General features: G+C 50.3%; 20 protein-coding genes and 1 pseudogene. 10 read left to right on the top strand and 11 right to left on the bottom strand.

Features of this window, described 5'->3' with window-relative positions; genetic code table 11:
• Nucleotides 1-305 precede the first annotated feature (305 nt).
• Nucleotides 306-887, top strand: coding sequence for a hypothetical protein (locus tag EPA93_RS00745; protein ID WP_129885197.1), 582 nt, complete (start codon nt 306-308; stop codon nt 885-887).
• Nucleotides 888-982: 95 nt separating this feature from the next.
• Here the strand turns inward: EPA93_RS00745 and EPA93_RS00740 are convergent, their stop codons facing one another.
• Entirely contained in the window at nt 983-2,275 is a 1,293-nt protein-coding gene (locus EPA93_RS00740; RefSeq protein WP_129885196.1) for an aminopeptidase P N-terminal domain-containing protein, read from the bottom strand.
• Nucleotides 2,276-2,610: 335 nt separating this feature from the next.
• On the opposite strand from EPA93_RS00740, the gene EPA93_RS00735 reads away from it, so the two are divergent.
• Both EPA93_RS00735 and EPA93_RS00730 read left to right on the top strand, forming a co-directional pair.
• Nucleotides 2,611-2,952 carry a hypothetical protein gene (locus tag EPA93_RS00735; protein ID WP_129885195.1) on the top strand — a complete coding sequence of 114 codons (342 nt, stop codon included), beginning with the start codon at nt 2,611-2,613 and terminating at the stop codon, nt 2,950-2,952.
• 275 nt (nt 2,953-3,227) lie between these two features.
• Nucleotides 3,228-3,845 (top strand): NUDIX hydrolase, encoded by a 618-nt coding sequence (locus EPA93_RS00730; protein ID WP_129885194.1) that lies wholly within the window; start codon nt 3,228-3,230, stop codon nt 3,843-3,845.
• Between the two features lie 85 nt (nt 3,846-3,930).
• Here EPA93_RS00730 and EPA93_RS00725 read toward each other — a convergent pair whose 3' ends face one another.
• On the bottom strand, nt 3,931-5,916 hold the full coding sequence (locus EPA93_RS00725; protein WP_129885193.1) for an APC family permease: 1,986 nt from the start codon (nt 5,914-5,916) through the stop codon (nt 3,931-3,933).
• Between the two features lie 247 nt (nt 5,917-6,163).
• Here EPA93_RS00725 and EPA93_RS00720 point away from each other — a divergent pair, with 247 nt between their 5' ends.
• Both EPA93_RS00720 and EPA93_RS00715 read left to right on the top strand, forming a co-directional pair.
• Nucleotides 6,164-7,414 (top strand): HAD-IIA family hydrolase, encoded by a 1,251-nt coding sequence (locus tag EPA93_RS00720; RefSeq protein ID WP_129885192.1) that lies wholly within the window; start codon nt 6,164-6,166, stop codon nt 7,412-7,414.
• A 175-nt stretch (nt 7,415-7,589) separates the two neighbouring features.
• Nucleotides 7,590-8,087, top strand: a complete 498-nt coding sequence (locus EPA93_RS00715) for a DUF1579 domain-containing protein (protein ID WP_129885191.1) — start codon at nt 7,590-7,592, stop codon at nt 8,085-8,087.
• 11 nt (nt 8,088-8,098) lie between these two features.
• On the opposite strand, the gene EPA93_RS00710 is transcribed toward EPA93_RS00715, so the two are convergent.
• Nucleotides 8,099-9,697, bottom strand: coding sequence for a peptidoglycan D,D-transpeptidase FtsI family protein (locus EPA93_RS00710; protein ID WP_129885190.1), 1,599 nt, complete (start codon nt 9,695-9,697; stop codon nt 8,099-8,101).
• A gap of 252 nt (nt 9,698-9,949) precedes the next feature.
• Here EPA93_RS00710 and EPA93_RS00705 point away from each other — a divergent pair, with 252 nt between their 5' ends.
• Nucleotides 9,950-11,059, top strand: coding sequence for a helix-turn-helix domain-containing protein (locus EPA93_RS00705; protein ID WP_129885189.1), 1,110 nt, complete (start codon nt 9,950-9,952; stop codon nt 11,057-11,059).
• 61 nt (nt 11,060-11,120) lie between these two features.
• Here EPA93_RS00705 and EPA93_RS00700 read toward each other — a convergent pair whose 3' ends face one another.
• Nucleotides 11,121-11,579, bottom strand: a complete 459-nt coding sequence (locus tag EPA93_RS00700) for a hypothetical protein (protein ID WP_129885188.1) — start codon at nt 11,577-11,579, stop codon at nt 11,121-11,123.
• A gap of 579 nt (nt 11,580-12,158) precedes the next feature.
• Here EPA93_RS00700 and EPA93_RS49465 point away from each other — a divergent pair.
• The gene (locus tag EPA93_RS49465; RefSeq protein ID WP_129885187.1) at nt 12,159-12,818 is read left to right on the top strand and encodes a CGNR zinc finger domain-containing protein; all 660 of its coding nucleotides are present in this window, start codon (nt 12,159-12,161) and stop codon (nt 12,816-12,818) included.
• A gap of 45 nt (nt 12,819-12,863) precedes the next feature.
• Here the strand turns inward: EPA93_RS49465 and EPA93_RS00690 are convergent, their stop codons facing one another.
• The 5 genes from EPA93_RS00690 to EPA93_RS00670 form a co-directional block, all read right to left on the bottom strand.
• Nucleotides 12,864-15,119: a PAS domain-containing protein gene (locus tag EPA93_RS00690; protein ID WP_165422774.1), complete on the bottom strand. Its 2,256-nt coding sequence runs from the start codon at nt 15,117-15,119 to the stop codon at nt 12,864-12,866.
• A gap of 236 nt (nt 15,120-15,355) precedes the next feature.
• On the bottom strand, nt 15,356-16,537 hold the full coding sequence (locus EPA93_RS00685) for a beta-galactosidase (protein ID WP_129885185.1): 1,182 nt from the start codon (nt 16,535-16,537) through the stop codon (nt 15,356-15,358).
• Nucleotides 16,538-16,558: 21 nt separating this feature from the next.
• Nucleotides 16,559-17,146 (bottom strand): PIG-L deacetylase family protein, encoded by a 588-nt coding sequence (locus EPA93_RS00680; protein WP_129885184.1) that lies wholly within the window; start codon nt 17,144-17,146, stop codon nt 16,559-16,561.
• Complete coding sequence (locus EPA93_RS00675; protein ID WP_129885183.1) at nt 17,140-17,337, bottom strand: hypothetical protein; 198 nt, start codon at nt 17,335-17,337, stop codon at nt 17,140-17,142. The genes EPA93_RS00680 and EPA93_RS00675 overlap by 7 nt, the downstream gene beginning before the upstream one ends.
• Before the next feature lie 70 nt (nt 17,338-17,407).
• Nucleotides 17,408-18,844: an FAD-binding oxidoreductase gene (locus EPA93_RS00670; RefSeq protein ID WP_129885182.1), complete on the bottom strand. Its 1,437-nt coding sequence runs from the start codon at nt 18,842-18,844 to the stop codon at nt 17,408-17,410.
• Between the two features lie 510 nt (nt 18,845-19,354).
• Between EPA93_RS00670 and EPA93_RS00665 the strand changes: the two are divergent.
• Nucleotides 19,355-19,918: pseudogene (locus EPA93_RS00665) on the top strand (ferritin-like domain-containing protein); the annotation flags it as partial.
• A gap of 417 nt (nt 19,919-20,335) precedes the next feature.
• On the opposite strand, the gene EPA93_RS00660 reads toward EPA93_RS00665, so the two are convergent.
• A complete protein-coding gene (locus EPA93_RS00660; RefSeq protein WP_129885180.1) occupies nt 20,336-21,619 on the bottom strand; it encodes an MFS transporter in 1,284 nt (427 codons plus the stop codon).
• 705 nt (nt 21,620-22,324) lie between these two features.
• Between EPA93_RS00660 and EPA93_RS00655 the strand changes: the two genes are divergently transcribed.
• Nucleotides 22,325-22,759, top strand: coding sequence for a GNAT family N-acetyltransferase (locus EPA93_RS00655; RefSeq protein WP_129885179.1), 435 nt, complete (start codon nt 22,325-22,327; stop codon nt 22,757-22,759).
• 114 nt (nt 22,760-22,873) lie between these two features.
• Entirely contained in the window at nt 22,874-23,659 is a 786-nt protein-coding gene (locus EPA93_RS00650) for an SDR family NAD(P)-dependent oxidoreductase (protein ID WP_129885178.1), read from the top strand.
• 367 nt (nt 23,660-24,026) lie between these two features.
• Here EPA93_RS00650 and EPA93_RS00645 read toward each other — a convergent pair whose 3' ends face one another.
• A complete protein-coding gene (locus EPA93_RS00645) occupies nt 24,027-25,166 on the bottom strand; it encodes an aminotransferase class I/II-fold pyridoxal phosphate-dependent enzyme (protein WP_129885177.1) in 1,140 nt (379 codons plus the stop codon).
• Nucleotides 25,167-25,266: the final 100 nt, after the last annotated feature.

Raw genomic sequence — 25,266 nt, 5'->3', positions numbered from 1 at the left:
CCTCCAGCTATTGAGAAATAGCCGAGGGCTAGCTTGCTTATTTATGAGCTGTAACCTTGCGCGTATCAGACTATGTATGCGGACCTGAGGTATCTTGAGTGGCGTAAAAGATCCAAAGCACCAGCTTTGGCCGCATATATCTCTATAGAGAATGTATTCATGAAAATGCCTGACGATTAGAGCTCCAGTGCCAGGCAATTGCTCATCCAATCAATTATCGAGACCTGCTATCAGGCCTATCGTTGGCGGAAGGTAAGTTACCGACAGATCCGTCATTGATCGCACTGATGCACAGGAGAAGCTTTATGCGCACAAATTCAACAAGCTCGCCTTTACCTTTAAGTATGTTTGCGTCTCGTAGTTTTTCAGCAATTACCTGGAGATACAAAGGGATAGCGGCATTACGCCTTCTCTTTGGTCTGCTCTGGGGTGTCGCAGCCTGGTTAAAATGGCAGCCAGGCTTCCAAACCCATTTTATAGATCAGGTCTCGGCGGCCAGGCAAGGCCAGCCAGGACCTATAGCAAGCTGGATCGCTTTCTGGGTATCCCTGGTCAGTGTAAATCCGCTGCTCTTTGCACGTATTGAGGCCACAACAGAAACGGCATTAGCAGTTTTTTTAATCCTTGGCGTCTTCAGCAACATGATGTATGTTATAGGTCTGCTGTTATCCCTGGTAATCTGGTCAACCGCCGAAGGCTTTGGCGGACCCTATCAGCCAGGCTCCAGCACAGATGTAGGAACTGCTTTGCCCTATGCGATCCTGTTTGCGATCTTGTTCGCCATCTCCGCAGGACGCTACTATGGTCTTGATCAATGGTTGTCCCCGCGCCTGGGCCGCTTAAGCTTTCTCGCCTCTGGCTCTTTAGCGCGAGACGCAGAGAGATAGTTGCGTCAGGGAGGACCTGTCATACAGGAAAAAGCCTGGTTGCGGCTAGCTCTCTCCTCCTCCTTATTATAGAGAGCATGAGAGCTAGCCAGCTCCTAGCGGCTCATGGAGGCCTCGATATCTGCGATTGATTTTGGGGCATCGGCAGTGATATTCTCGCAGCCAGCGGCGGTCACGATCACATTATCTTCGATACGAATACCAATGTTCCAGTAGATGGGATCAACACCTTCTGTGCCTGCAGGAATGTAGAGCCCAGGCTCAATAGTGAAGACCATGCCTGGAGCAAGAAGTATGTCTTCATCCCAGAGACCACGAGACTTGTAAGGGCCTTTGTCATGCACATCGAGGCCGAGCCAATGGCAGGTGAAATAGCCATAGAAGGGCATGTAAGCTTTGTCTTCGATCAGCTTTGCTACTTCTCCCTTCAGGATGCCCAGTTCGACCATGCCACTCACAAGATCCTGGAGTGTCTGATTGTGGAGATCATTAAGCGTAATACCGGGCTTAACTGAGGCGATTGCATGCTCCAGCGCATGTAGGACAACTTCGTAGAGGGCGCGTTGCACCTTGCTAAAGCTGCCATTGACCGGGTAAGTACGGGTTATATCTGCGCTATAATGCTGATATTCGCAGGCCGCATCGATAAGTACAAGATCCCCAGCGGCCATGCGGCGATCATTCTTATCGTAGTGCATGATAGTGGCATTGCCGCTAGAGCCCACAATGGATGCATAGCCGTTGCGCGCGGAGCCATGCTTGCGAAATACATATTCGAGGGTTGCCTGCACTTCATATTCGTACATATCTGGCTTGAGCACTTTGAGCACTTCGCGATAAGCCTCGGCACTGATGCTGGCGGCCTGACGAATCACGTCTAACTCGGCTGGCGATTTATTGACGCGCATCTCGCTGAGGGGAAACATGGCATCATAGATGGCTCGTGGCTGGAAGACATGTCTATGCGTGGTGAGGAGACGCGTGAGCTCGCTGTCGAAATGCGTAGAGCTGCCGCTGCTATAGTAGAGGGTCTGACAGCCTTTCAGATACTCTTGCAGCTTTTCGTCTAACTCTTTGAGCGAGTAAGCCGCATCGGCTCCATACTCTTTTATTGCCCCTTCTGTTCCGATACGCTTGCCTGTCCAACTCTCCTGCTTAGGATCGCGTGGGCGCACAAAAAGGATGAACTTGTGCTCGGGCTGTTCGGGAGCCAGTACGCAGATGGAATCAGGTTCATCAAGCCCTGTGAGATAGTAGAAGTTACTATCCTGGCGATAGGTGAATTCCAGAGAATCCGCGCTGCGTTGATACTCCGGACAACTGAGAAAGATGGCAATACCTTTGCCTCCCATCCGTTCCATAAACGCTTTTCTCCGCGCCTCAAACATGAAATGCCTCCTCTAGAACTGTAAGGAACATACGTTACGCGATATGTCCTGGGAGAAATGGAGAAATGTGTAGCTATATCACTTTACTCAGAAGACAACTATTTTCTTGAGCCTGGCAATATTTTATATTGGATACAATTTAACGTCAAGCTGGCTTCCACAAACTTGCAATCAGCGTAACCTACTGTGAAGTATGGACGTGTTAGGATGAGAAGAACAAATGTCAGAGCGCATTGTTATGGGCATCAAAGCGTTAAGGTTTTCTGATGTCAGGCGATGAAGAGAGGAAAGCCACTCTACGAGAAGATATAGTAAGAATAGAGAAGGGAATATATATGCTAGAAGGAGCTCTATTTCCTGGGACTGCCCCTGGTAGTTATGTAGTTGGTAGCGCCCAGGGACCGCGAATTGCCCATGGGCAGGCAATTGAAGTTTTGTTGGGAGGCCATTGGATAGCCGGGCAAGTTGGTCACAATAGCGATTATAACAACGACATTGTGCTAGAAGCTTCAGAAGAATCCTTCCCTGCCAGCGATCCACCAGCATGGACGGCTACACATACCAAATCGCAACAGAAGCAGCGTTCAGGCCCAGCGATTCAGGGCTACTACTTTGTTGCTGATGCTGACAATACCGTCTGCGGGCTTTGTAACGGTATGCAGGTACGGACCAGATAAACTTTGTTAAGCAGAGTGCCTGCTCCATCTCTATGGTAGAGAGGAAGCGATCCAGCACGCTTGTCAGTGAGCTTGAAAAGCATGTTGAGGTAGTATTCCCATTCTTAACATGAGAAGTAATCGCTGCCATGTTGAAGTTAGGCGAGCGGTAGCTCAAATGCCCAGTTGGTAGCAGTCCTGGTTTCCCTTGTAAAGGAGCGTCGAAAGGTGCTACCCTACAGTAGGGGAGTTTCCCGGCCGGGAGCTATTCCAATACTGTTTGGAGGGAAATCTGTATGGACCCACAATGGCTACAGTGGGCAAAAATGCTGCAATCAATGGCGCAAACGGGTCTCACCTACGCCAGCGATCCTTATGATATTGAGCGTTACAAAGCGTTGCAAGAGCTGGCATTCGAAATAATGGCGGCCAATGCCCACATTGATGTTGGAGACGTAAGGCGGCTATTTGAGGCAGAGAGCGGGCATGCTACACCGAAAGTAGATGTGCGGGCAGCCGTTTTCAAAGATAACAAAATATTAATGGTTAAGGAACGCTCAGATGGTGGCTGGACCTTGCCCGGAGGTTGGGCCGACGTAGGCGAAGCGCCTGCTATAGCTGCTGTGCGCGAGGCGTGGGAAGAATCTGGCTATCAGGTTCGTGCCACGCGCTTGCTCGCGGTCTATGATCGGGATAAGCATGGGCACCCTCCTTTGCCCTATCACATTTATAAAATCTTCTTTGAATGTGAACTGCTAGGAGGAAAGCCAACCACAAGCTCAGAGACAGATGATGTAGCCTTCTTTGCTGAAGATGAGCTACCACCATTATCGCTGACGCGTATAGTACCAGCGCAGATCCAACGCTTTTTTGCTATGCACCGCGATCCCACAGCGGCTGCGGATTTCGATTGAAGAAATGAGTGATAGGCGGCTAACAGGAGTCGCCTATCACTTGTCCTCAGCATGCATGGGAAGCAAGAGCCGGTCGTTTGGGCACTCACCAGCGTTTGAGTAAGTGCGCTATTTTGCCATGAGGGGTTAATTCATAGCGAATGCGATCCGGGTTAATATCCTCAGCCCTGGTAAGTAGTTCGGCCGGGATAACAACATCGCGAGGCTGTACAAAGCGCCAGACCTGCGCTATTTGGGCCGAGGTATAGGGCAAATAGACGAAGCGGCGAGTAACTTTCTGCTTGCGTGCTATTTGTTCAGCCTTACTCAGTGTCTCTCGGGCCGATGAATCTTCAAGGTAAGGATCGAGGATCTCAAAAGGTCTGGGGTTGCGCTCGATCATGTGCTTGCTTAGATATAAAAAGACCACAGGTTGTTGTTCAATGGCATGTAAAGCACTGTTAATGATTTGCTCGTTGAGTTTCTCGCCATCCAATAAAACGACAAGAGTAGAATCCGGTACACGTCCTTGCAGGCGAGCGGGAAGGACCAGAGTACGTCCGCGATGCATGGAGTTTACAACCGCGATCAGCACTCCAATCAGCACAACGGAGCCGCCAAAGGCTGCCCCAAGCGGCTTGGAGAAGAGCCCAACAAACCAGGCGAGCATAACCAGAACCGTTGTTAAGACGCCAATGACGAAATCTATCCGTTTCCATGTGGCAGTTCGCAACGCACGCTGAAGCTGTGAAGCATCGAGGGTTGCCGACGAGGCTGTGACTGTGCCATTGGCCGATTGATGCCCATTGAGAGATCCGGAAACAGGTTGTAGGTGAGTATGCGCAGGCCCGATGGATTTCTCAGACGGCGGAGAAGAAGCAAGGGAGGCAACTGTGTGCGTTCCTTTTTTCAACTCGCGAAAGCGGATCATGTCCAATCCCAAGCAGGTAAGGGAGAATGCTCCAAGCAGGCCAAAGGCGTACAGATCGCCCAGCAGGTTGATTTGTCCATTGACGATCAAGAGCACAAGGATTGGAATTCCCACCGAGAGCGCAATAGAGTAATGAGGTGTACCGCGAAAACTGTTGCGCTTAAGAATAAAGGGCGGGAGGAAATCCATGCGCGAGAGAGCAAGAAATACGTGGTAGGCTCCAATGATGGCTGTATTGCTGGCGAAGGCCAGGATAAGGCTAGCGCTGATGGCTACCTCGGTCTGTAAAAGTGTATTGCCCCAATGACCACCGAGTAACGAGACAAGCTGCGTTGATAGTACCTCATGGTGAGCCGCCTCGGGCTGCAAGAGAGTAGAGAGGGTTGTAAGCAGCGGGCTGGTAAAGCCGATTGTGAGCACAACCAGCAAAAGGGCCAGGCTAATGACTTTCTTGCGCGGCGCCTTCATTACCGGGGAGAGTTGGGAAATACTCTCCAGGCCAGAAAAGGCAAGAAAAGCTCCGGCAAAGCCTACAAGGATTGAAGATGGAGTGAGAGCCTGCGTCCTGAAGACATCGGTAAATAGCGTGATGAGCTCTGATGGTGAGATGTTGGTGAAGACAGTCCAGAGCACGAGAAGATCGCTGCCAAAGGATATTATAGCCGCGATCATGCTTACCTTCGCGCTTTCGCTCACGCCTACCCAGTTGAGAAGCCCTAGCAGGATCAAGACGCCGATAGTGATCCAGAGAACATGGGGTAGGATTGCCGGAAAGACCACGGCAAGGTACTGGAGCGATGAGAGACAGCTAATAGCTGCGGTGAGAAAGTAGCTGACAAGAATGAACATGCCGCCAACGGCACCCGCCCATGTGTGGATACCCTGGGCGGCAACAGAGACAACTCCCCCACCTTCGGGGAAGCGGGCGCTGACCTCGGCATACTTGAGTGTGAGAAGGATAAAAACTACCATTGTCAATAAAACAAAAAAACCGGCAAGGCCTCCCACACTGCTATAGAGAATTCCCGGTGTGTAGTAGATAGACGAGCCAATATCGGCAAAGACCACGGCCCAACACAAGACAGGACCCAGAGAGGATTTGCCATGTTCAGCTACAGGCGGATTGGGCAGCGATCCTTGCGAAATAGCTTGTTGTTCCATAAATACTCCTTACCAAGACAGACATCGTTGCTTGCTTGACGGACGCTTGTTGCGGAAATAGTGTTATGCTTCGTCCAGGGTTCTTGTAGAAGAGAAAACTATCAGGTAGCATAATAGCATAAAGGTCGTCTATTTTGCTGAACGTAACAATTAAGCTAAATTCAAAAGGTCGTGACAGGAAAAGTTCTGGGGAATAGTAAGGCCATATCTCTCTGTAGTTCGATATAATGCCCAGGAGGTTTTAACTTTGCTCGCGGATCAGTTTGACGCTTTTTTTCTTGACCTGGATGGTGTTGTCTATATTGGAGGGCAGGCACTTCCCGGCACAGTTTCTACGCTGCAGCGGTTGCGTGCATTGGGGAAACGGATTCGCTTTCTCACCAATAATAATTGCTCCAGACGGGAACAGATCATTAAACGTTTGCGGCGTATGGGCATAGAGGCACATAAAGAGGAGCTATTTACGGCCTCGTGGGCTACTTGCCTCTATCTCCGTCAGCAGGGCATTCGGCGAGTTTACCTTGTGGGAAGCTCTGATAATCTGCTCGAACTGAGAGAAGCTGGTATTGCTGTTGACGAAGAGAAGCCCGAAGCTGTTGTCGTGGGTTGTGAAGATGAGTTAACGTATGCTGAAGTCGATCGGGCAGCGCGCTTCGTCAGGCAGGGAGCGCGTTTTATTGCTAGCATGGCCGATGCCGTCTATCCCTCCCCGGCAGGCTTGGCCGCAGCGGCCGGCGCATTTGTGGCAGCGATTGAGACGGCGAGCGGGCGCAAAGCTGTAGTCATTGGCAAACCTTCGGCGGCCATGTTTCTCGAAGCACGACAGGGGCTTGAGCAAATTGATCCAGCGCGGATTGTGATGATTGGTGATACACCGGCCAGCGATATTCTAGGCGCCCACCAGGCCGGTCTACATGCCATTCTTATCGCAAGTGTTGCCCCGGATACGCGGCTTTATCCGGGTACACGAGATATGCGTCAGCCCGATGCAATTATTCCCGATCTCTCAGCCCTTTTTGCCGAAACTTACACTATCCGAGCCTGGAAGCCGGTCCCGTATAGCTGGCCACAGCGGGTTGTGCCGGGAATAACCGCCATTGTCCTGGATGCTGCAGGAAACGTGCTTGTCTGCCAGCGCAGTAGCGATGGGCTATGGAGCCTGCCTACCGGACCGGTTGAGCCCGGTGAAACGATAGAGGAGGCCTTGAGGCGTACTGTAGCGGGCGAGACAGATTTGCCAGTGCACATACGGCGCTTAAGTGGAGTATATTCAGAGCCGGTAAGCCAGATTATCTCGGCCTCTACGGGAGAAGTCGTCCATATTATAACTACCGGCTTTTTATGCGAGGCTATAGAAGAGCCGGCGGCTAATAAAGCTGGGGAGGAGAACCTTGTGCGCTGGATTGACCCTCAGCGGCTACCCGAGCCGTTTCGGCCCGCTCATCACCAATGGCTGGCCGATGCCTTGCAGCAGACCGAGCGCGCCTTCATTCGCTGAATGGACCTTTACGCTATCTTCCAGTCAGTAAGAGCGTTTGCGCCGTACCTCGCATCAATAGGACCGACTTTGGCAGCATTTGCCTGTATACTAGAGAAGGAAGTGGTAGCGTATAGTTGGCGGTGGCAAGCTCGTTGCTGCGACTAATGCTACGTCTACGCGAGGAGGAAAGATCGTGAGCGAGTCAAACTTCAAGCGGCAGGAACAGGATGGCCGGGCGGATTTTGATTTCTTCATTGGCTCCTGGAAGTTTCGGAATCGGTGTCTGCGGGAGTGGCTGAAGGGGTCAACGTCCTGGGAAGAGTTTGGAGGCACGTCGGTGGTCCGCAAGATCCTGGGAGGACTGGGCCATATCGAGGAAGTTACCCTGGAACGTGCGTCTGGGGCTACAGAAGAGATGATAGTGCGTCTCTTCGATCCCCAAACGCAGCAGTGGAGCATCTATGAGGCTGACAGCAGGAACGGTTTCGATCCGCGGCCAGTGATTGGCGCATACAAAGATGGGCGCGTCGAGGGGTATTCGCACGAACCTTATGAGGGCAAGTACATTTTTCGGCGCGTGATCTGGTCGGAGATCACCGTCACCTCATTCCATTGGGAGCAAGCGTTTTCCACTGATGGCGGAAACACGTGGGAAACCAACTGGATTGCGGACTTTGTGCGCAGCGATTAGAAGGCTTTTGCTTAGCCGCACTGTAGCATACGCGTAGAGCAGCAATAATTGGGAATGGCCGGCGGCAGATCTACCTTGACATAGCCTTCGGCAAAGATGTCGTGGTACATGCCCGCTAGCATTGGTCCAACTGCCAGAGCACCATCACCCGCGTTTTCTTTCATGGCCACGATGGTTAGACGGGGCAATTGAGTCGGATTCTGCACAGAGTAGGGCGCCTGCGTAATCATCCAGCCATGAGCGCCAATGTTGCCCTTGTCGCTGACCTGACCGGTGCTCGTCTTCCCAATAATTCCGTCTGCCGAATCGAGCAGGGCAGGCACGATTGAACCGGAGCCGCAGCGAATCACCCCATACATAGCCTGGCGTACCTGCGTTGCCGTCTGACTGGAGATTGGTGTGCGTAGTAGCTGCGGGTTATTGCTCATGACAGGGCTGGCATCTGAGGCCACAATTTTAGATACCAGCATTGGGCGCATAAGCTGGCCATTAGCCGCTACCGCATTATTGAAAAGGGCCATTTGTAATGGCGTCACGGCATCGTAGCCTTGTCCGAAAGCGTCGGCGGCCAGCTCATTTTCCTGTAAGGGTTGTCCATTCTTTAGAATGCTGCTTGGCACCACAGGTAGATCGAAGGGAATCTTCTCCCCTATATAGAAACGCCTGTTGTAGTCAAGCCAGGTGCTAGAGCCCAACCTGGTGCCAATTTGCGCGAAGATAAGGTTATCTGAATGAACAAAACCATACTCGGTAGTGACCGGGAAATGGTAGGTATAGCCAGAGATATTATTGCCAACCGGGCCTATTTGCTGCCCATTGATAAAAATGGGGCCAAGGGCGTGCTTAGCGTCAAAGGGCGTATCCAGCGTAGTTGTGCCTGAATCCAGGCCGGCCAGAAGCGTAACAGCCTTATAGCTAGAGCCTGGAATATAAGTATCTTGAAGGGGGCGCTCCAGCAGGGGCTGTTTATGATCTGCGGCGAGCTGATTATAGTAAGACATATCGCCTCTGGCCACCGTAGAGACAAGCTTATTGGGATCAAAGCCAGGACGACTAAGCATCGCCAGCACTTCACCTGTATGTGGGTCCATCACAATGACGGCTCCTCGATCCGAGGCAAAAGTGTTCTCGTTATCTATACGAACGTAATCATCGAAGTGCTGACTGATTAATTTCTGGATACGCACGTCGATAGTAAGGTAGATATCATCCCCAACAGGAGGACGATGCAAGATCGGATCGATCAGGCTACGAGAAGAGATAGTCTGTTGACCGTTAAGATATGCATTGAACTGCTGCTCTATCCCACTGGAGCCGTAGAGCGGGTTGATATAATAGCCGATCAGGCCAGCTAGAGAGGGCTCATAGTAGTGGCGTAGATAGCCACAAACGCCGGGAGCTGGCCTTGAATCAGCAAGGAGGACACCGTTACGATCAAAGATTCGCCCGCGTACAGGCGCATTATTGCTCAGGCAATGACGCTGATTATGGATGTTTGCGATAACTTTTTGAGCGGCGATAACTTGCCAGTAGACTAATCCGCTGCTCATAGCTACAAAGAGGAGTAGTATAATAAGCATTAATTTACGTATATTTTCACTAATATTCATAGTCATACTCCCTAAATGATTTGTATGAGTTTATTGCCAGGATTGTGCCTGCCTAAGAATCTCTTGCGATAGTAGCAAATAAAAGTAGGACCAGCATGCGGAAGAGCGATACAAAAAGTGATACAATTGTGAGTATGGATAAGGTTAGAAATGGGGAAAGCTGAAGGCGCGAGGCTATGAAGTAGCAAAGCACTGAAACGTAATCTCACTTAGCGCTCTTCGGCAGCTGGCTAGAAAACAGGACTATAGCATATGGCCCGTGTAGTACATAAAGAGAGGCTATTTGGCACATGGCTGAGAGAGCAGCGCCGTAAACGCTATCTCACTCAGGCAGAGCTTGCCCAACATACCAATTGTGCTACCATTACTATTCGTAAAATTGAAGCTAACGAGCGGCGCCCCTCAAAGGAGCTTGCCGAACTGCTCGCTGATTGCCTGGAGATCGCTCCCCAATCGCGCTCGACATTTCTAGAATTTGCCCGCGCAGGCAGCCTAGCGGCGCAGATGCCAATTATAAATGTAGGGGAACAGCGCAATAAGGGAGAGAGGGTTTCGCCCTGGCTGGTGCAGGGACAGACGCCATTTCTTGTGCACTCGGCCTCGGCTTATCTACTTGACGCTCGCTCCGATCGGCTATTACTTGATCTCCATGGCGAGGAACTTCTTCCTATAGCCAGTACAACTAAGATCATGACTAGCCTGATCGCCATCGAGCAAGCTGATCTGCAGCAAGACGTGACCATCAAACATGAAACGATAGAACTTATTAAACGCTATGGTGGGAATTGTACCCGTCTGAATGTAGACGACCAGCTTAGTGTGTGGGATTTGCTCTATGCTATGCTCTTACCCTCCGGCGATGATGCAGCCTTAGTAGTGGCCGAGTCTGTAGCCGGCAATATGCGCGAATTTGTCAAGTTGATGAATCATTATGCGCGACGCTTGCATTTGAAGAATACGCACTTTGTTAACCCAAGTGGGACTCCCTATCTGGGGAGCAATGAATTTGCCGCACATGATAACTATTCAACTGCTGCTGACCTTGCCCATCTGACCCTATACGCTCTAGCCAATCCACTTTTTGCCCAGATTGTGCAATTGCAGCGCTATACGCTTCCGGCTACATCCATGCATCAGGCCTATAGCTGGGAAACTACAAATACGCTGTTGGGAAGCTACGCAGGCACAACGGGAGTCAAGACCGGCTATACGCCCGAGGCTGGAGCTTGCTTTGTTTTCTCGGCTACTAGCAGTAAACAGCATTTGCTTGGTACGCTGCTGCAGTGTAAAGAGATGAAGCATCGCTATATCGACGCGACAAAATTGCTAGATTGGGGCTTTGCTCGACAAAGAGGGCAGTAATCATAGACTCTTTCCCGTTCGCAAAGGAAAGAGCCTGGTTAGGAGAAAAGATCTGTGCCTGCTACTTGTCAAGCAGATGCTGAGCTTGCTGCAAAGTTTGGGGACTAACCTGTACGCGTTGGTTCTCGTGTAGCCTTCTCAGCAGAAAGCGGGCAAGGCGACGCGGAGCCCGGCTGCCAAAGACCGTCACTGAAGAATCGTCTGGAGGTAGGCAATCGTGCAGCGAGAGGAGGAGCGTCCCATCGCCCTGGCGTGTTTCGTAAAGGAAGAGCGGTTTCTCTTCGTGGATGATAGCCTGGGCGGCCTCGCGATCATTCTCACTGATAAGGACTCCCTGGCGTGCTTCTTCAAGCAAGAAGAGCGCAGCATCCATTTCTGTGTCAAAAGGGAAAGTCTCGATATCATCTCTAAAAGGAGCGTAGCTGCTAAAGGAAAGCTCTATAGAGCCATTGGCAAGCTTGCGCTTTACGACAAAGCAGTATTGTAGTTCATCCAAACACATGCTTTTAGTGTCCTTCATTTCTTGCATGCTCCTTATTAAAAAGCTGGACAGCTATTGAAAAAGGGTTAGATGATACAAACTGATTAAAGATATATGTCAGGATAAGTATAGCTGAAATAAGATAAATAAACATCGTTCAATTGGACAATGTGGTCAGGTTGACAATTATGCTACGATATAAGAAGAGGGGAGCTGTTTTTCCCACAATTCCAGATTTTTTTAAGCGCTACAATGGTAAGGCTGCCTGCGATAAGAGAAGATACATGCTGATAGGGCTGGTCTGACCTGCGGGTGCGAGAACCCCTAAACCGTCAAGATAGCAATGAATCGCTGGCGAGCAGGATATCTTCACTCCCCGCTATTTGCCCATTGAGCCATCAGTAAAGTGTTCCGAATCGATATATAAAGTAGGCGGGTTGACGGCGTAATGCGCGAAAGAGAAGGCAACAAGCTGTAATCTTTAAGTATGATTGCTTTATTAGTGCAAGGAAGATTCGCCACCTGTATTATAACGTGCTATATTTATATGGGTAGTTATATGATGGTGAAGGATGTTATAACTGGTGAAATGATTATTATGTGTTAGAGAGGGCTTGAATGTTAAAAACAAGGCGCAATCCATATGAAAAGGGGCAAGAGCTTGCGCCGCAGCAAGTTTTGCTAGGCGGTGCGCTCTGCCTGGATTTTGTGAATACTGTTGAGCCGCGCGCAGGGTCGCCACGGCGCGATTACCTGGGCTGTTATACCGATCTTATCAGCTGGAGCGTGCACGCTGGAGCGCTCTCAGCCCCCAGAGCCGAGTTACTCTTGAAGAAAGCCTGCGAATATCCTGAGGAGGCTGATAGGATGTTTGAGCGGGCGATTGAGCTGCGGGAAGCCGCCTACCGAATGTTTTCAGCGTTAGTGAGCAATGAGTCAGTGGTGCCGTCCGATCTGGAGACGATCAACGCGTTGATGGGACGTTTACGGATTGCGCAGTCTGTGCAGGGCTTTGCCTGGCACTGGGCTGCTACTATAGATGATCTGGCCTGGCCTCTGTGGCCTGTTGTGCATTCGGTTGGTGAAGTGCTCACAACCGAGAAGCTGCAGCGTGTGAAGGCATGTCCTCATACAGATGGTTGTGGTTGGCTGTTCCTTGACACAAGCAAGAACCGCAGCCGCCGTTATTGCTCAATGAAAGGCTGTGGCAACCGTGCGCGCGCCTCTCGTTATTATCGGCGGACACGCATTCAGCAAATGAGCCTGGCTGACGGATAGGAACACGTAACCTTTCAGTGGCTCATCTAGCCCTGTTTAGCCGTGTTAGCAGCATTGAGAGAGGGAGAGAGGTAAAGAGAAAGAAAACGTCGTTCCCTGGCCCTCCTCACTCTCCAACCAGATCGAGCCTTCATGGCGTCTTATAAACTCGGCAGAAATATAGAGTCCCAGCCCTAACCCAGGGTAAGTGACTTGCTTATCTCCCTCAACACGATAAAAGCGTTCGAAGATATGTATCTGTTTTTCTAGAGGAATGCCAATACCAAAATCTTGTACTGATGTAATGAGCTGATCGCCCTTGTGGAGCGTTTTTATCACGATCGTCTCAGCCTGGGGCGAATACTTGATTGCATTGGTGAGCAAGTTGATCAAAACCTGTCCAATGCGCTCTCGATCAGCTGTGAGCGTGGGCGAAGACTCTAATTTCTGCACAATCGTATGTCTGCTCGTTGTGCGTTGTATCTCTTCGACGATCTCCTGTATCAGTTCATTGTAATCAAACAATGAGAAGTGGAATTGCAATTTGCCACTCTCAATCTTCGTGACATCCAATAAATCGCCAATTAACGAGGTCAGCTTATTTAACTGGATATCCATTCTTGCGAGCAGCGTAGCAGCTTGCTCATCGCCTGCCCGGCGAAAGCGGCGTTCTAGTAACTGAGTGTAGGCTTTCAAACTCGTAACAGGCGTTTTTAGCTCGTGGCTGGCGATACCAATGAATTCGTCCTTTTGCTGCTCAAGCTGTTTTTGTTCAGTGACGTCAGTATTTGTGCCGAACCAGCGGATAATTCTGCCCTGCTCATTGCGAATCGGGATGGCCCGCGAGAGGAACCAGCGGTAAGTTCCGTCCTTGCCACGTAAGGGAAAGGTATCCTCCCAGCTTTCGCCAACCTGAAAGCAGTGGCTAATCTTTTCTACTACGCGTTGCACGTGGTCGGGATGATGGACTTTTTGCCAACCCCAGCCCTCCATTTCCGCTAAGCTTGTCCCTGTATAATCATACCAGCGCTGGTTGTACCAGAAAATCCAACCGGTCTCGTCGGCCATCCAGGCGAACTGAGACATATGATCCGCCAGCGTACGAAAGCGTTCTTCGCTTTCTTCTACCTTTTGCCGCGCGATTACCTGCTCAGTAACTTCGTAGGCAAAGACCATAACGCCTTCTATCATATTCTCTGTATTGCGCAAGGGCGTATAGACGAACGTAAAGTATGTATCCTCAAGCTGCCCATCTCCTCGGCGATTAAGTGGGACGTTTAATTCTCTACCAACATAGGGAATGCCGGTAGCCATAACGCCTGCAAGGAGCTTATCGATGCCCTGTTCACGAATCTCTGGCAATACCTCAAAAAGAGGCTTGTTCCTCACATCTTCTTTTGACTTGTTGAGGATTTTAAGTACCGTTGGATTGGCTAGCTCAATATGGTATTTGGGGCCATTCAGAATAGCCACTGCAGCAGGCGCTTGCATAAACAGGCCGTGCAGGCGGCGACGCTCGGCCTCAACGCTCTCCTCTACCGAGCCAACATAGCTTTCATATGATCCTGCATGACGCTGAATTTGAAAACGCCTCTCACTCAGGACTCGCGCTGTCGTTTCTGTGCAGACGCAAATGGCACCGCCTATTCTTCCGCTGTCATCGTAGAGGGGCCCGTAAGAAAAGGTAAAATAGACTTCCTTCAAGGAAAGAGTGCGAGCAGCTAGCGGTATCAGTAGATCATTGGAAGTTGCCGATTTTCCTGTCTCCATTACGCTCTCGAAAAGAGGACTTATGATATGCCATATCTCTTGCCAACGCTCTTTTGCGGGGCGTCCCAGCCATTGTGCATGTTTGGCCTGGCCGATAATAGGAATGCTGGCATCATTAAAAAAATTGAGCGCTTCCCGACCCCACCAGATGAACATAGGAGTTGCTGAGTTGAGCATTATATTAATTCCCGTGCGTAGGCTCGGCGGCCACCACTCAATGGGACCGAGGGATGTTTGTGACCAGTCGAATGAGCGTACCAGGATTGTCATCTCTCCTCCGCCGTGTATAAGGCTTGTGGAAGATTGGCGGGGAGATAATGCTCTATCTTTTCGGTGAGGAGATGTCAGTATTTCGGCAGTCTGGCTAGATGACCACTTATGGCTCCTTATTTGCTGTAGTGCTTCTTGCGTAAAGTGCCAGATTCCATGTGCCCCCAGGCGTTGACCGTCCAGGAGGTTGTGCCTGGCCCAGCGGCGTACGGTATTGGGGTGAACCCCAAGCATGCTGGCCGCTTGCGCTGTAGTGAAATAAGTTGTGTCTTCTTGAGCCATAGCTGAATCTACTCCACTCGGGCAAATCATCTTTCTTATTCTAGCATGAGGTTGTTGTGTATTCCAAGCTGAAGCACATTGCCCGCTTCAGGCTTATTATTCAGAACTGAGTAATATCCTTCCGGATATGCCCTGAGGAGGCAATAAAAAAGCCAGTAGATTTCTAGCTATACGCATCTGAAAGATTATCTCCATCGCGTAAGAGAAAGCCCGATTACAAGCTGATACCAGAGATATTAGCTTTCTTCGAGGAGGCGGGCAAAGGCCTGCAGATAACTTGGGTCTGCGCTTTGCTTACGCAGCATCCAGTACTCGGCGCCCCAAAAAAGGTAAGCATATAAGGGCATACTTTGTAGCGACCAGCGCATGCACGCGTTATAGTTGGCAATGAGTTGCTCTGGAGGGCAGCTATACATGACGCTACCGGCAGGATTGGGCGGCGTTGTCACTGTCTCCCACGGCTCTGCCTGTCCCTCGGCAACCATTAGCTTTTGGCGGTGGGCTTGTAGCAAGGGCGATAACTGCTTTAGCCTGTGCTGCTGCCAGGAGCTCTTAGCGCCATCGAGATATAAGGTTCTGGAACCCAGGCTCAGCAAGGCGTGGCGCGGATAATAATCTAATCCAACGATGTCTGCAAAGCGTTGTGCTATCGCGAGCGAGTCACCCTGGTCGCGCGTTTGCCAGCGCTGAGAAAGAGATACCAGCAGAGAAGATGGTAGAAAGCCATTCATCATAATCGGCCTGTCTGGATCGGCTTGTCTGAGCGCTTCAACTTCTTTTTCAACGAAAGTAACGTCAAGGCGCCAGCTATGTTCAACTCCCAAGGGATCAACCGCCTCGTGTTCAAGCTGCCAGGCGACAATGCTTGCCCGCTGCTTGTATCGCTCTACAATGCGGGCAATGAACGCGCTGGCAGCTTCGAGGAGGGCGGGATAGGCGGAAGGCTTGATAAGGGTATGTTCTGGGAAGGGATGTTTTAGATGGTGGGCTGGTACAAAGAACTCAGGATAGCTAAAGGTCTTGAGGGGTCCGATGCAGAGGATGATCTGTTTTCCGGCCCGTTCGGCGGCAGCGATCTGCCAATCGAGCTCATCAAGATGGAATACTCCTGGCTCTGGCTCAATACGCTTCCAGTAGGCGCCTAAGCGAATAAGCTGAAAAGGATAATCTAGCAAGGTTTGCAGTGTACTGCGTGAATCCAGGCCAAGGGTCTCTATATGGGGAGGGCGAAAACTTATACCCAGTAATGTAGCGCGGCGTGGCTCGATGGGAAGATGTCTCCAGGCGTCTGTGAGAGGCTGTGCGGGCCGTTGTATGTGTAATTCCTGAGAAAATGGAAGTGTCAGTAAGTTATTGGCCCCGACGCGCTGAGCTGGGGTCAGCGATATGTGTTGAGGAGCATTTTCAAGTTTTTCCATATAAATTCTCTCCCTTAAGAGCTAGTTTACCTCTGCAAAATACTCAAAGAGCACCATAGAAAGGAAAAACCAGATGGGAAGAAGCTTTCTGAGGCCCTTTGTTAAGGAGGCTCGCTGGCTCTTATATGCATACCATGATCTGATCTTTGGAAACACGCTGGTCCCTATGAATATCTTACGAGTAGGCAAGGCCTGCTGATTCTGGCTATAGGGATGAGTTGCCATATGTTCAGGCATCCTGGCCCTTGCTAGAACTATTGCAGGAAATGTTACATACCATAAAGGAATAGTTTGAAATCTGTTCCTTTGTAGATCAGTTACTACCTCTGAGCAAATGATATGATCTGGATGCCCATAGAAGCCAGCGAGATCATAGGTGATAAGTAGATCGGGCTGCTCTTCTGCGAGGAGCGTACTCATAAACTTGGTAAGCTCGGCTCTTTTAGCTGCCAAGGCTCCATCCCCAAAGTCCTCTTGAATGAGCCTGGAGACTCCAAGTAGTGCCGCTGAGTTGCGGGCCTCCTGCGCCCTGATATCTTTAAGTTCCGGTTCTAATCTGGCATCTTGCGTTCCTCTTTCTCCTCGGGTGAGCAGCACTAAGGTTACCATGCATCCCTTGCTTGCTGCGTGGTGGAGACTCCCCCACAACTTATAGCTTCATCATCAGCATGAGGGAAAACTGCGAGTATGTGCTGAAACGAGCCAAACTTTCTTAAAGGGACAGAAAAATCTGTCACGATGAGAAATCCGGCCAGCCAGAGGAGAAAGGCGCTAATAAAAAGGATCAAAATGATCAGCATAGTCTTATTGCTCTATCCCTCCTATATAGCAACGGGAGGCTTGATATAAGATCAAGTGAAGGAAACATCGCTATCTCCTCTCCCGAGCGTAGCATAGCTCATTGGTAGCGGGCAGAGAGGCTTGAAATACACGATGGAATAGATTCGATTGAAAGCGCATTTCGGGATCATAGAACTGCTTCAGCTTAAGAAATGCCTCGACTGTTTGATCTCCAATGCTGCGACGATACAGCCTGTTAGTGAGTAGCGAATCTTTGGCGAGATAGAATCTTCCTCCCGCCGCGATTACGAGCTCCATCAGCCCCTGAAGCATACCGCGCAGTTGCTGGATTGTGCGCGAAGCCACCTGATAATTGAGCTCTAGCGAGTAGCCATCAAGCTGGTAGCCGAGGAGGAAACTGTCCTGGCGATGGCGTTTAATAGTGCACCAAAGTGGAATGAAGTTGTTAGCTTGTGAGCGCTGGAGCATTTCTTTGAAAAGAACTTCTGCCTGGGTATAAGGTACAAAGGCCTGAAAGGTTTCAGCGCCCTGGGGCAAAAGAGCTTGATAACCTGTAAACATTGCAGGCGCGTAATAGGTTGCGTGAAAAAGAGATTGCTGCCAGCTTCTTTTGCTCCCCCACCATTTACTCCAGCAATACATGGCTTTGTTTGCGCTACGAACTGTCTCTTTGAGCACGGGCCGGCCTAATGTGCCGGAACAGCGCGCAATATCTTGCTTCAATTGTTCTGGGATGGAAAGGGCTGGTAGCGGCCAGCGAGCGCGGTTACTGGTTGCTCTGTACAAGGCAGACGTGGCAATCCCGCGACCCAACTGGTCTCCACGAGCAAAGCCATCTACCCAGCCTTCCAGGAAGTCGGCAGCTTGCTCTTCCCCCAGGATCTGTAAGAGTTCATTTAATGAAGTCGCCGAACGTAGACGAACATCGACATATGCCGAAGGGATACGCTGCAGTTGTAGCGTCACAGAGGTGATGATGCCCAATAAACCGGCGCTTCCTACAAAGGCCCGAAACAACTCAGGATGGTTTGTGGGAGAAAGTGTAAGCGTTTGTCCGCTTGCCAATAGTACCGTGAGGGAGAGCACATGCTCGCCAAACGAGCCATATTTCCAGGCATTTTTACCATTGACATTCATAGCAACGCAGCCACCAATAGTAGCCTCAGCCGTCGATGGAGTAATCGCAGGCCACCAGCAATCTGCTAGCGCCAGGCGAGCCACCTCGCCTATAGTTACGCCTGGCTCGACCTGCATAATTCCTTGCTCAGCATCCCAGGAGAGAATACGATGCATGCCTGTTGTGTCGATGAGCAGGCCCTCGCTGTTCAATGCAGCATCAGTATAGCTGTGTCCTGCTCCGTGCGGGATTACTGAGAGACCTTTTGTACGGGCCATCGCCATGGCATATGTGAGATCTGCGATATCATTGGCTTTAAAAATGTAACAATGAGAGCGTTGCGTTCTGCTCCAGCTCACAACATTGCCTTGTTCCCATAGATGGGTCATACTCCACTCACCTCTTTGCTTAACGCCAGCTTTCTGAGAATCTTATAGATCTTGTTAGTTGGCCAGGGCATGTAAAATGCCTGTTTTATTACTTCTCTCTTCACATTCTTATGCTCAACATATAGGCATGTAGCTCCAGTATAGGGGCGAAGGATGACAGAGAGGTGAACATGGCTGCTCTGTTTTGTCATCAAATTGTCATCTAGACCTGTGCCCTCAATATGGAGGGGCGAGAAGTTTTAAGAGGGCTATATTTTCCCTTCTCCAAGCTGTACATTTACTTCATTCTATATAGAAAATTGCTGTGATCCATTTATAGATTTGGCACGTATCATAAAAGGAGGAGATAGGCTGAGGTAATATGTCCTCCTATGCATCTCTTAAGGAGAACTGTTGCAGACTTGCCTTTGTTCTTTATACACAGACGAGAAATCTGTAAACAGCTCAATATGGCGATTTTACTGACAAAATAATCGCTAAAACTACGTGGAAAGGGTTATGTAACATTTTATGCAACAATTTCATCAGATGGATGTTGGCGAGCCAACATCCGCTTCGCTCCCGAGCAAATCGCGGCGTACATTGATAAAAGGGGCGGTGGCTGGAGCTGTAGGCGCTGCTGGCCTTGGCGGAACTGCTATGGCAGCATTACCTATGCTCAATGCGCATGCCGCTCCAACCAATCATGCTGATTGCCTGACTTCCATCCAGGACATTTTTACTATTGCGCGAACTGCAGAGCGGCTAGCGGTAACCTTCTATACAAATGGCATTAAAAACGCTGATAAGCTGGGTATTCAAGGTGCCAAACTTGATGTTCTCAAGGCTGCTCTCGTTGAAGAACAGATTCACGAGCTCTATTTCGCGGCAGCTGGTGGAAAAGCTCTCGCCAGCACATTTAGCTTTCCTCATGGCTCAACAACTTTCGAAAACCTGTCTGCATTTATTGCGACTCAGCAGCAGCTTGAAGGTGTCTTTGACTCAGCTTTCCTCTCTGCTATCAGGGAGTTTTGTGCACATGGACGCTCAGATTTAGCCCAGATTGCCGGCCAGATTGCGACTGTAGAGGCCGAACATCGGGCCTTGGGGCGTTTCATCGGTGGGCTTGAGCCGGCCGATGACTGGGCATTTTCTCCTGTTCTCATTGCCAAAGTAGGCGATGCGCCAGCACTTGTGAAAAAAGCTGGTTATCTCAGCCCCAAAAATGGGAATAGCTATGAGTATCATCAAGCGAGCACAGAAGACCAGGGCGTCGTGTATCGTAAACCCTTCGCAGTGTCGTGCTCATAGAATCTTGTTGACGGGATAGAATGGTGTGAGGGGAAGCTTTTCTCAATTGCAAGAAAAGCTTCCTCTCTAAGTAAGCTCTGACATACCAGTCCTTGAATGCGCTCCTTTCCCATATAAGAGGCTTTGCCAGTTTCCTCAGGCGACGAGAATCTAGTCTCCGTTTGCCAGAATTAAGCTGAATGCGCGCCTCTAAAATAGGCTTTATTCAAGCTTGCGAATACCTGGTACACAGAGACCTATCAGGATCAGAGCGATTTGTAGCAGGCCTCCTATTAGAAAAACCCAGGATGGCCCAAGGGTATCGGTAGCCATGCCGGCCAGGGCGAACCCTATGGTCATAAAGCCTAGAGAGCCTAAGGCATCGATGCTGAAGACACGTCCCTGCTTGTCTGGCGGGACCAACTCTTGCAAGACACAAGTCCAGATGATATTAAAGACATTGGTGCCAAAACCGATAAGAAGAGATGCTGCGATAGCAAAGATAAGCGGATTAAGGCTGGCAAAGGGAAGGCCTAGAATAAGTAGGCCAAAGCCGCTGAGAAGAAAAGCAAGATAAGCAATTAGCCCACGGCTTCGGAGATGGGATGCCTGACCGATAAGAATGGTGCCAATAAGCGCGCCAAGCGACTCAAATGTGCCAATGGTTCCTAGTAGCCAGATCCCACTTTTAAAGGCATACATGACCAGCTTGGGCAAAGCTACCTGCAATGGGCCACTCAGCGCAATATTGGCCACCGAGGCGATCAAGATAGTTACCCAGAGCCAGGATGAGCTGAGAACATAACCCAGGCCTTCACGTATATCGTAAAGTAGCTTGTGAAATTTTCCTGCTGGTAGAGTTTTGTCTGCCTCCTGAGACTCTAATTGTGGTACTTTGCTGCTTATTGGGCCGATAAGTATGATACATAGAGCTGAAATAGCGAATGATGCGCCGTCGAAGGCAAAGGCTAGCGCCGGGCCGACCATGGCTACAAAGCTTGCTCCAAGGAGTGGTCCAAGCAGAATCCCTATTTGTTTACTCGTGCTATTAAGCGTGTTGGCGGAGTTTAGCATCTCGCGTTCAACTAATTGCGCAGGCAGGGCTTGATAGGTAGGAAAGAAGAAGCCGCTGGCAACTCCAAAAAGTAGCGAGAGGCCAATCAGATGCCAGAGCTGAAGGAGATGGAGCCAACCTAGAAGTGCGATCAGTAGAACAGCTAGCGCGCGTCCAATATCGGAGCAAAGCAGGATGAGTAGACGAGGAAGGCGATCAGCTGCAATTCCCCCAATGAGAAGAAAAATGAGCTGGGGAATATTGCTAGCAATGAGGACTGTGCCCATTGCTGCACCCGATCCGGTAAGCAGTAGTACTTGCCAGGCCAGAGCTGTATTAAAGGCAAAGTCACCCAGGCGTGAGACTGTTTGGCCGGCCCATAATAGCGCGAAAGGGCGTGATTGCAGGGCACGGGCAAAGCGAAGATGGTCGTCGGTAAGGGATTTTAGCATTGAAATCCAATCCTTCCTATGTGAGACTATTTACCAGGATATATGCTAGCTAGTATTCAACTGAAGTACAACGAGAATATGTTTTTGTGGCATGTTGGATGTGCGGTACGTGCGGCTTCCCAGTCAGATAATACCATTACGCATAAGGGGGAAATGATGTGGAATGATGGCTCCGTGCATACTAGGGGCTACTGCTACATCTCGTTATAAGTAAGGTTGCCTGGAGCGTAAAGGCAGGAAGCGTAAGCGAGAAGGGTCAGCAAGCCTTAAAAAGAGTTGTGAGTGTAGTTCTGCGTTGCTGGCTACTGTATTGGAGGGTTGCTAACGGTTCGTCTAGCTTCACTTTTCTTCTGGGAGGTAAGGATGTGTTGGGAGCTGATAAGTAAGATGAAAGATTTATATTAGCTTTAGGGATATCACTAAGATAAACTAAGATGCTCGGTTTGTCAAGAGCAGATTTTTAAGCTAAGTTGTACCCTTTATCCTGGTCTTGCATATACAGACGCCAGAATGTAGCGCTATACAGGAGGAATGTTATCCTATGCGCTTACTATGTACTGGCTGGATTCTTTTCAGGCTATCAGAGGATACCAGGCGGTGCTACTTATAAAGAGTTTGGCTGGTGCTCTTTGTTGAGATTGGTGCTTGTGTCGCTGATTACCATCGCTCTATAATGGGCCTCAAAAAGGTAGGAGAGAATTTGCTATGGCGACTGTACGCGAGATTGGGCCGGAAGAGACCGGCTTAGCTTACACTGCGTTTCTTGAATTACGACCTCATCTGAGCTCGCGCGAGGCTATGATTGAGCAGATCAATCACCAGCAACGGCCGGAAGGCTATCGGCTGATAGGAGCGTTTGAAGATGGGCTCGAAGAGCCACAGGCTCTAGCTGGTTTTCGTTTTCTGCACACCCTGGCCTGGGGGTATGTGCTGTATGTCGATGATCTCATCACCCTTGCCAAGTTTCGTGGTAAGGGGCATGCTGGTAGTTTGATGGAATGGTTGTTTGCCGAGGCCAGAGGATTGGGCTGCGATCAGCTCCATCTTGATTCGGGTCCGCAGCGGCAGACTGCCCATCGTTTCTACTTTAACCAGGGACTGCATATCAGCGCCTATCACTTTGCACATGAGCTACGTTAAAGGTAGCCCACGGTATGAGAAATTTTGTTTTTTCTCGTAAGGCTTTAAGTGCTTCGAATTAAAATATGTCTGGCGACAGCTAATCGTTGCTAGTGAAAGCAGGGAATAGGTGAAATGGATTTAGGTTTACAAGATAAGGTAGTAATTGTTACCGGAGGAAGTGCGGGCATTGGGCAGGCCACGGCGGTGGCCTTTGCCGGCGAGGGGGCCAAAGTTACAGCTGTTGGGCGCAGTATTGAGCCATTGAGAAAGACTGTCAGCGAGATTGAAGCTGCAGGTGGTGAAGGTTTAGCTGTGGTGGCAGATCTGAACCAGTTAGAGGACGTGAAACGCGTTGTGGAGGAGACCGTAAGCCGATTTGGGCATATCGATATTTTGTTTAATAATGCTGGTAGCGCGATGGGCGGGCCTTTCCTGGAAATTCCCGACGAGCAATGGATGGCAGCAATGCAGCTCAAATTCTTTGGCTATATGCGTCTTACGCGCGAGGTGATTCCCCATTTGATTGAAGCCGGTGGAGGGCGTATCATCAATGTGATTGGGGCTTTCGGTAAGGAGCCTTCTCCCAGCTTCTTACCAGGGGCCGCTACTAATGCAGCCATTCGTAACTTCACGAAGGGATTAGCCTTGACGCTCAAGCCTCACAACATTCTGGTTAACGCCATCAGTCCCTCCCTTACGCGCACTCAGCGTGCTGTTCGCCTTTTGGAGCAGCAGGCGGAAATGAGTGGTTTGTCCGTGGAACAGCTTGAGCAGGAACGCTCTGCTGACTTTGTGGGGGGACATATGACCAAGCCTGAAGAGATTGCCGCGCTAGCTCTGTTTCTGGCCTCCAAGCAGGTTGTGACGCTCACCGGTGCTGAGATTGATGTTAATGGCGGTACTTCACATAGTATCTAAGCCTCCTTCTTACCCGGTAAATCATGCCTTGCTGCTTCTCCTCATCTGGGTTGTATTGGGGATGGCGTACCTGCTCTTCTTACGACGAAGGCGCCCGCAAGCCCTTGCTCGCGGAGGAGAGGTCTTTCTCCACGATTTGGAGACGGAATAAGCTGAGAGAGAACCTGCCTTCTCCAGTTTCGCTTCAGAACATTTATAAGCGCAGGCACAGGTGCTAAGCGGAGAAAAGTGCTGAGCGCTCAGCATTCTTCTCCCACAATCCCTTTAGCTACCAGCTTGCAACATTCATACAAGCTACAAATCAAAATGCTCTTAACGTGTCCCAGCTCAGCTTACTGTGATAGCGTTACTATTGTTGCGCGCCCTACTATACATGGCTCTGCCACTTTTCTAATTCTTGCAGCAGTATGTCAAGGTCTTCGGCAAATTGGAGCGCGTCAGCTCCAAAGCCAATGCGCACAAATTGCTCATACGCTTTTCCATAGACATATCCAGGCAAGAGAAGCAAGCGTTTTTCCTCGGCTAGATAGCGGCAAAAGGATTTTGTGGCGAAAGGAAGTTGTACAAACGCAGTATAACCAGCCTGCGGGCGCGACCAGCGCAGCGCTTGCCGGCTTGTTGCGATAGCCTGCGCCAGGCGCCGTAGATTAGAGCGCGCGGCAGCCAAGCGCGGAGCCATAATATTTTCCGTCTGACGCAGTGCTATCTCGGCCAGGAACTCGCCAGGGGCACTGCTAGACATGCTCGAATAGTCACGTGCAGCGCTCAACTGTTGGAGTAACTCGTGATCGCGGCTGGCAACCCAGCCGATGCGTAGCCCTCCCAGGCCCCAGGGCTTACTCATATCCCCAAGAACTACAGCTTGCTCAACAACATCGATAAACGAAGGCGCCGTGGTGCCATCGAGCGTGATCAAGCGAAAGACTTCATCGCTGACAATGAGCGCTCCCACTTTCTCGGCGATTTGCGCGATAGCTTGCATATCCTCTTTCTGGAGAAGTGCGCCGGTTGGATGGTGGGCATGAGTGAGAGAGATCAGCCGCGTGCGCCTATCAGCAAGCCCGGCGAGCTTGGCAAGGTCTGGCTTCCAATCTTGCTCTATTTGCCGAGAGAAACGACGCACCTCAATACCGCGCGATTGGGCTATTCCTGTAATTGTTTCGTAACCCGGATCTTCAACGAGTATATTGTCGCCAGGCTGAGTGCGGGTCAAGATCAGCAGCGAGAGAGCTTCGCTTGCTCCTGACATGGTACGGATATCCTGAGCATCCAGCCTGGTATAAAGATTGGCGATGGCCTGGCGCAGGCTTTCGGTGCCGGGATTCTCGATGTAATCAAGATTAAGCTCAAGATATCGCGTTGTTGTTTCGGGCTCTTCCAGGCCAAGCAGCTCTCGTGTGGTGACCGATGAGGGCCAGCTGGCTGCCAGCATGTGCATTCCTGGCACGAATTCGAATTGGGCAAACCAGCGCTCAAGCAGAGATTCGGGGAGGGTATAAAGAGACATGGGAAACGCATCCTTTCTGAAAAAATGAATTTGCTATGCAGGCTTATCTGCCCGGATGGGCTCTTCTTGACAAGTGTTATATAACCATGATAAAGCACAA

The sequence above is a fragment of the Ktedonosporobacter rubrisoli genome (assembly GCF_004208415.1).
Lineage (GTDB): Bacteria > Chloroflexota > Ktedonobacteria > Ktedonobacterales > Ktedonobacteraceae > Ktedonosporobacter > Ktedonosporobacter rubrisoli.
Note: the sequence above shows the minus strand (reverse complement) of the source record. Positions and strands in the feature narration are given on the sequence as shown.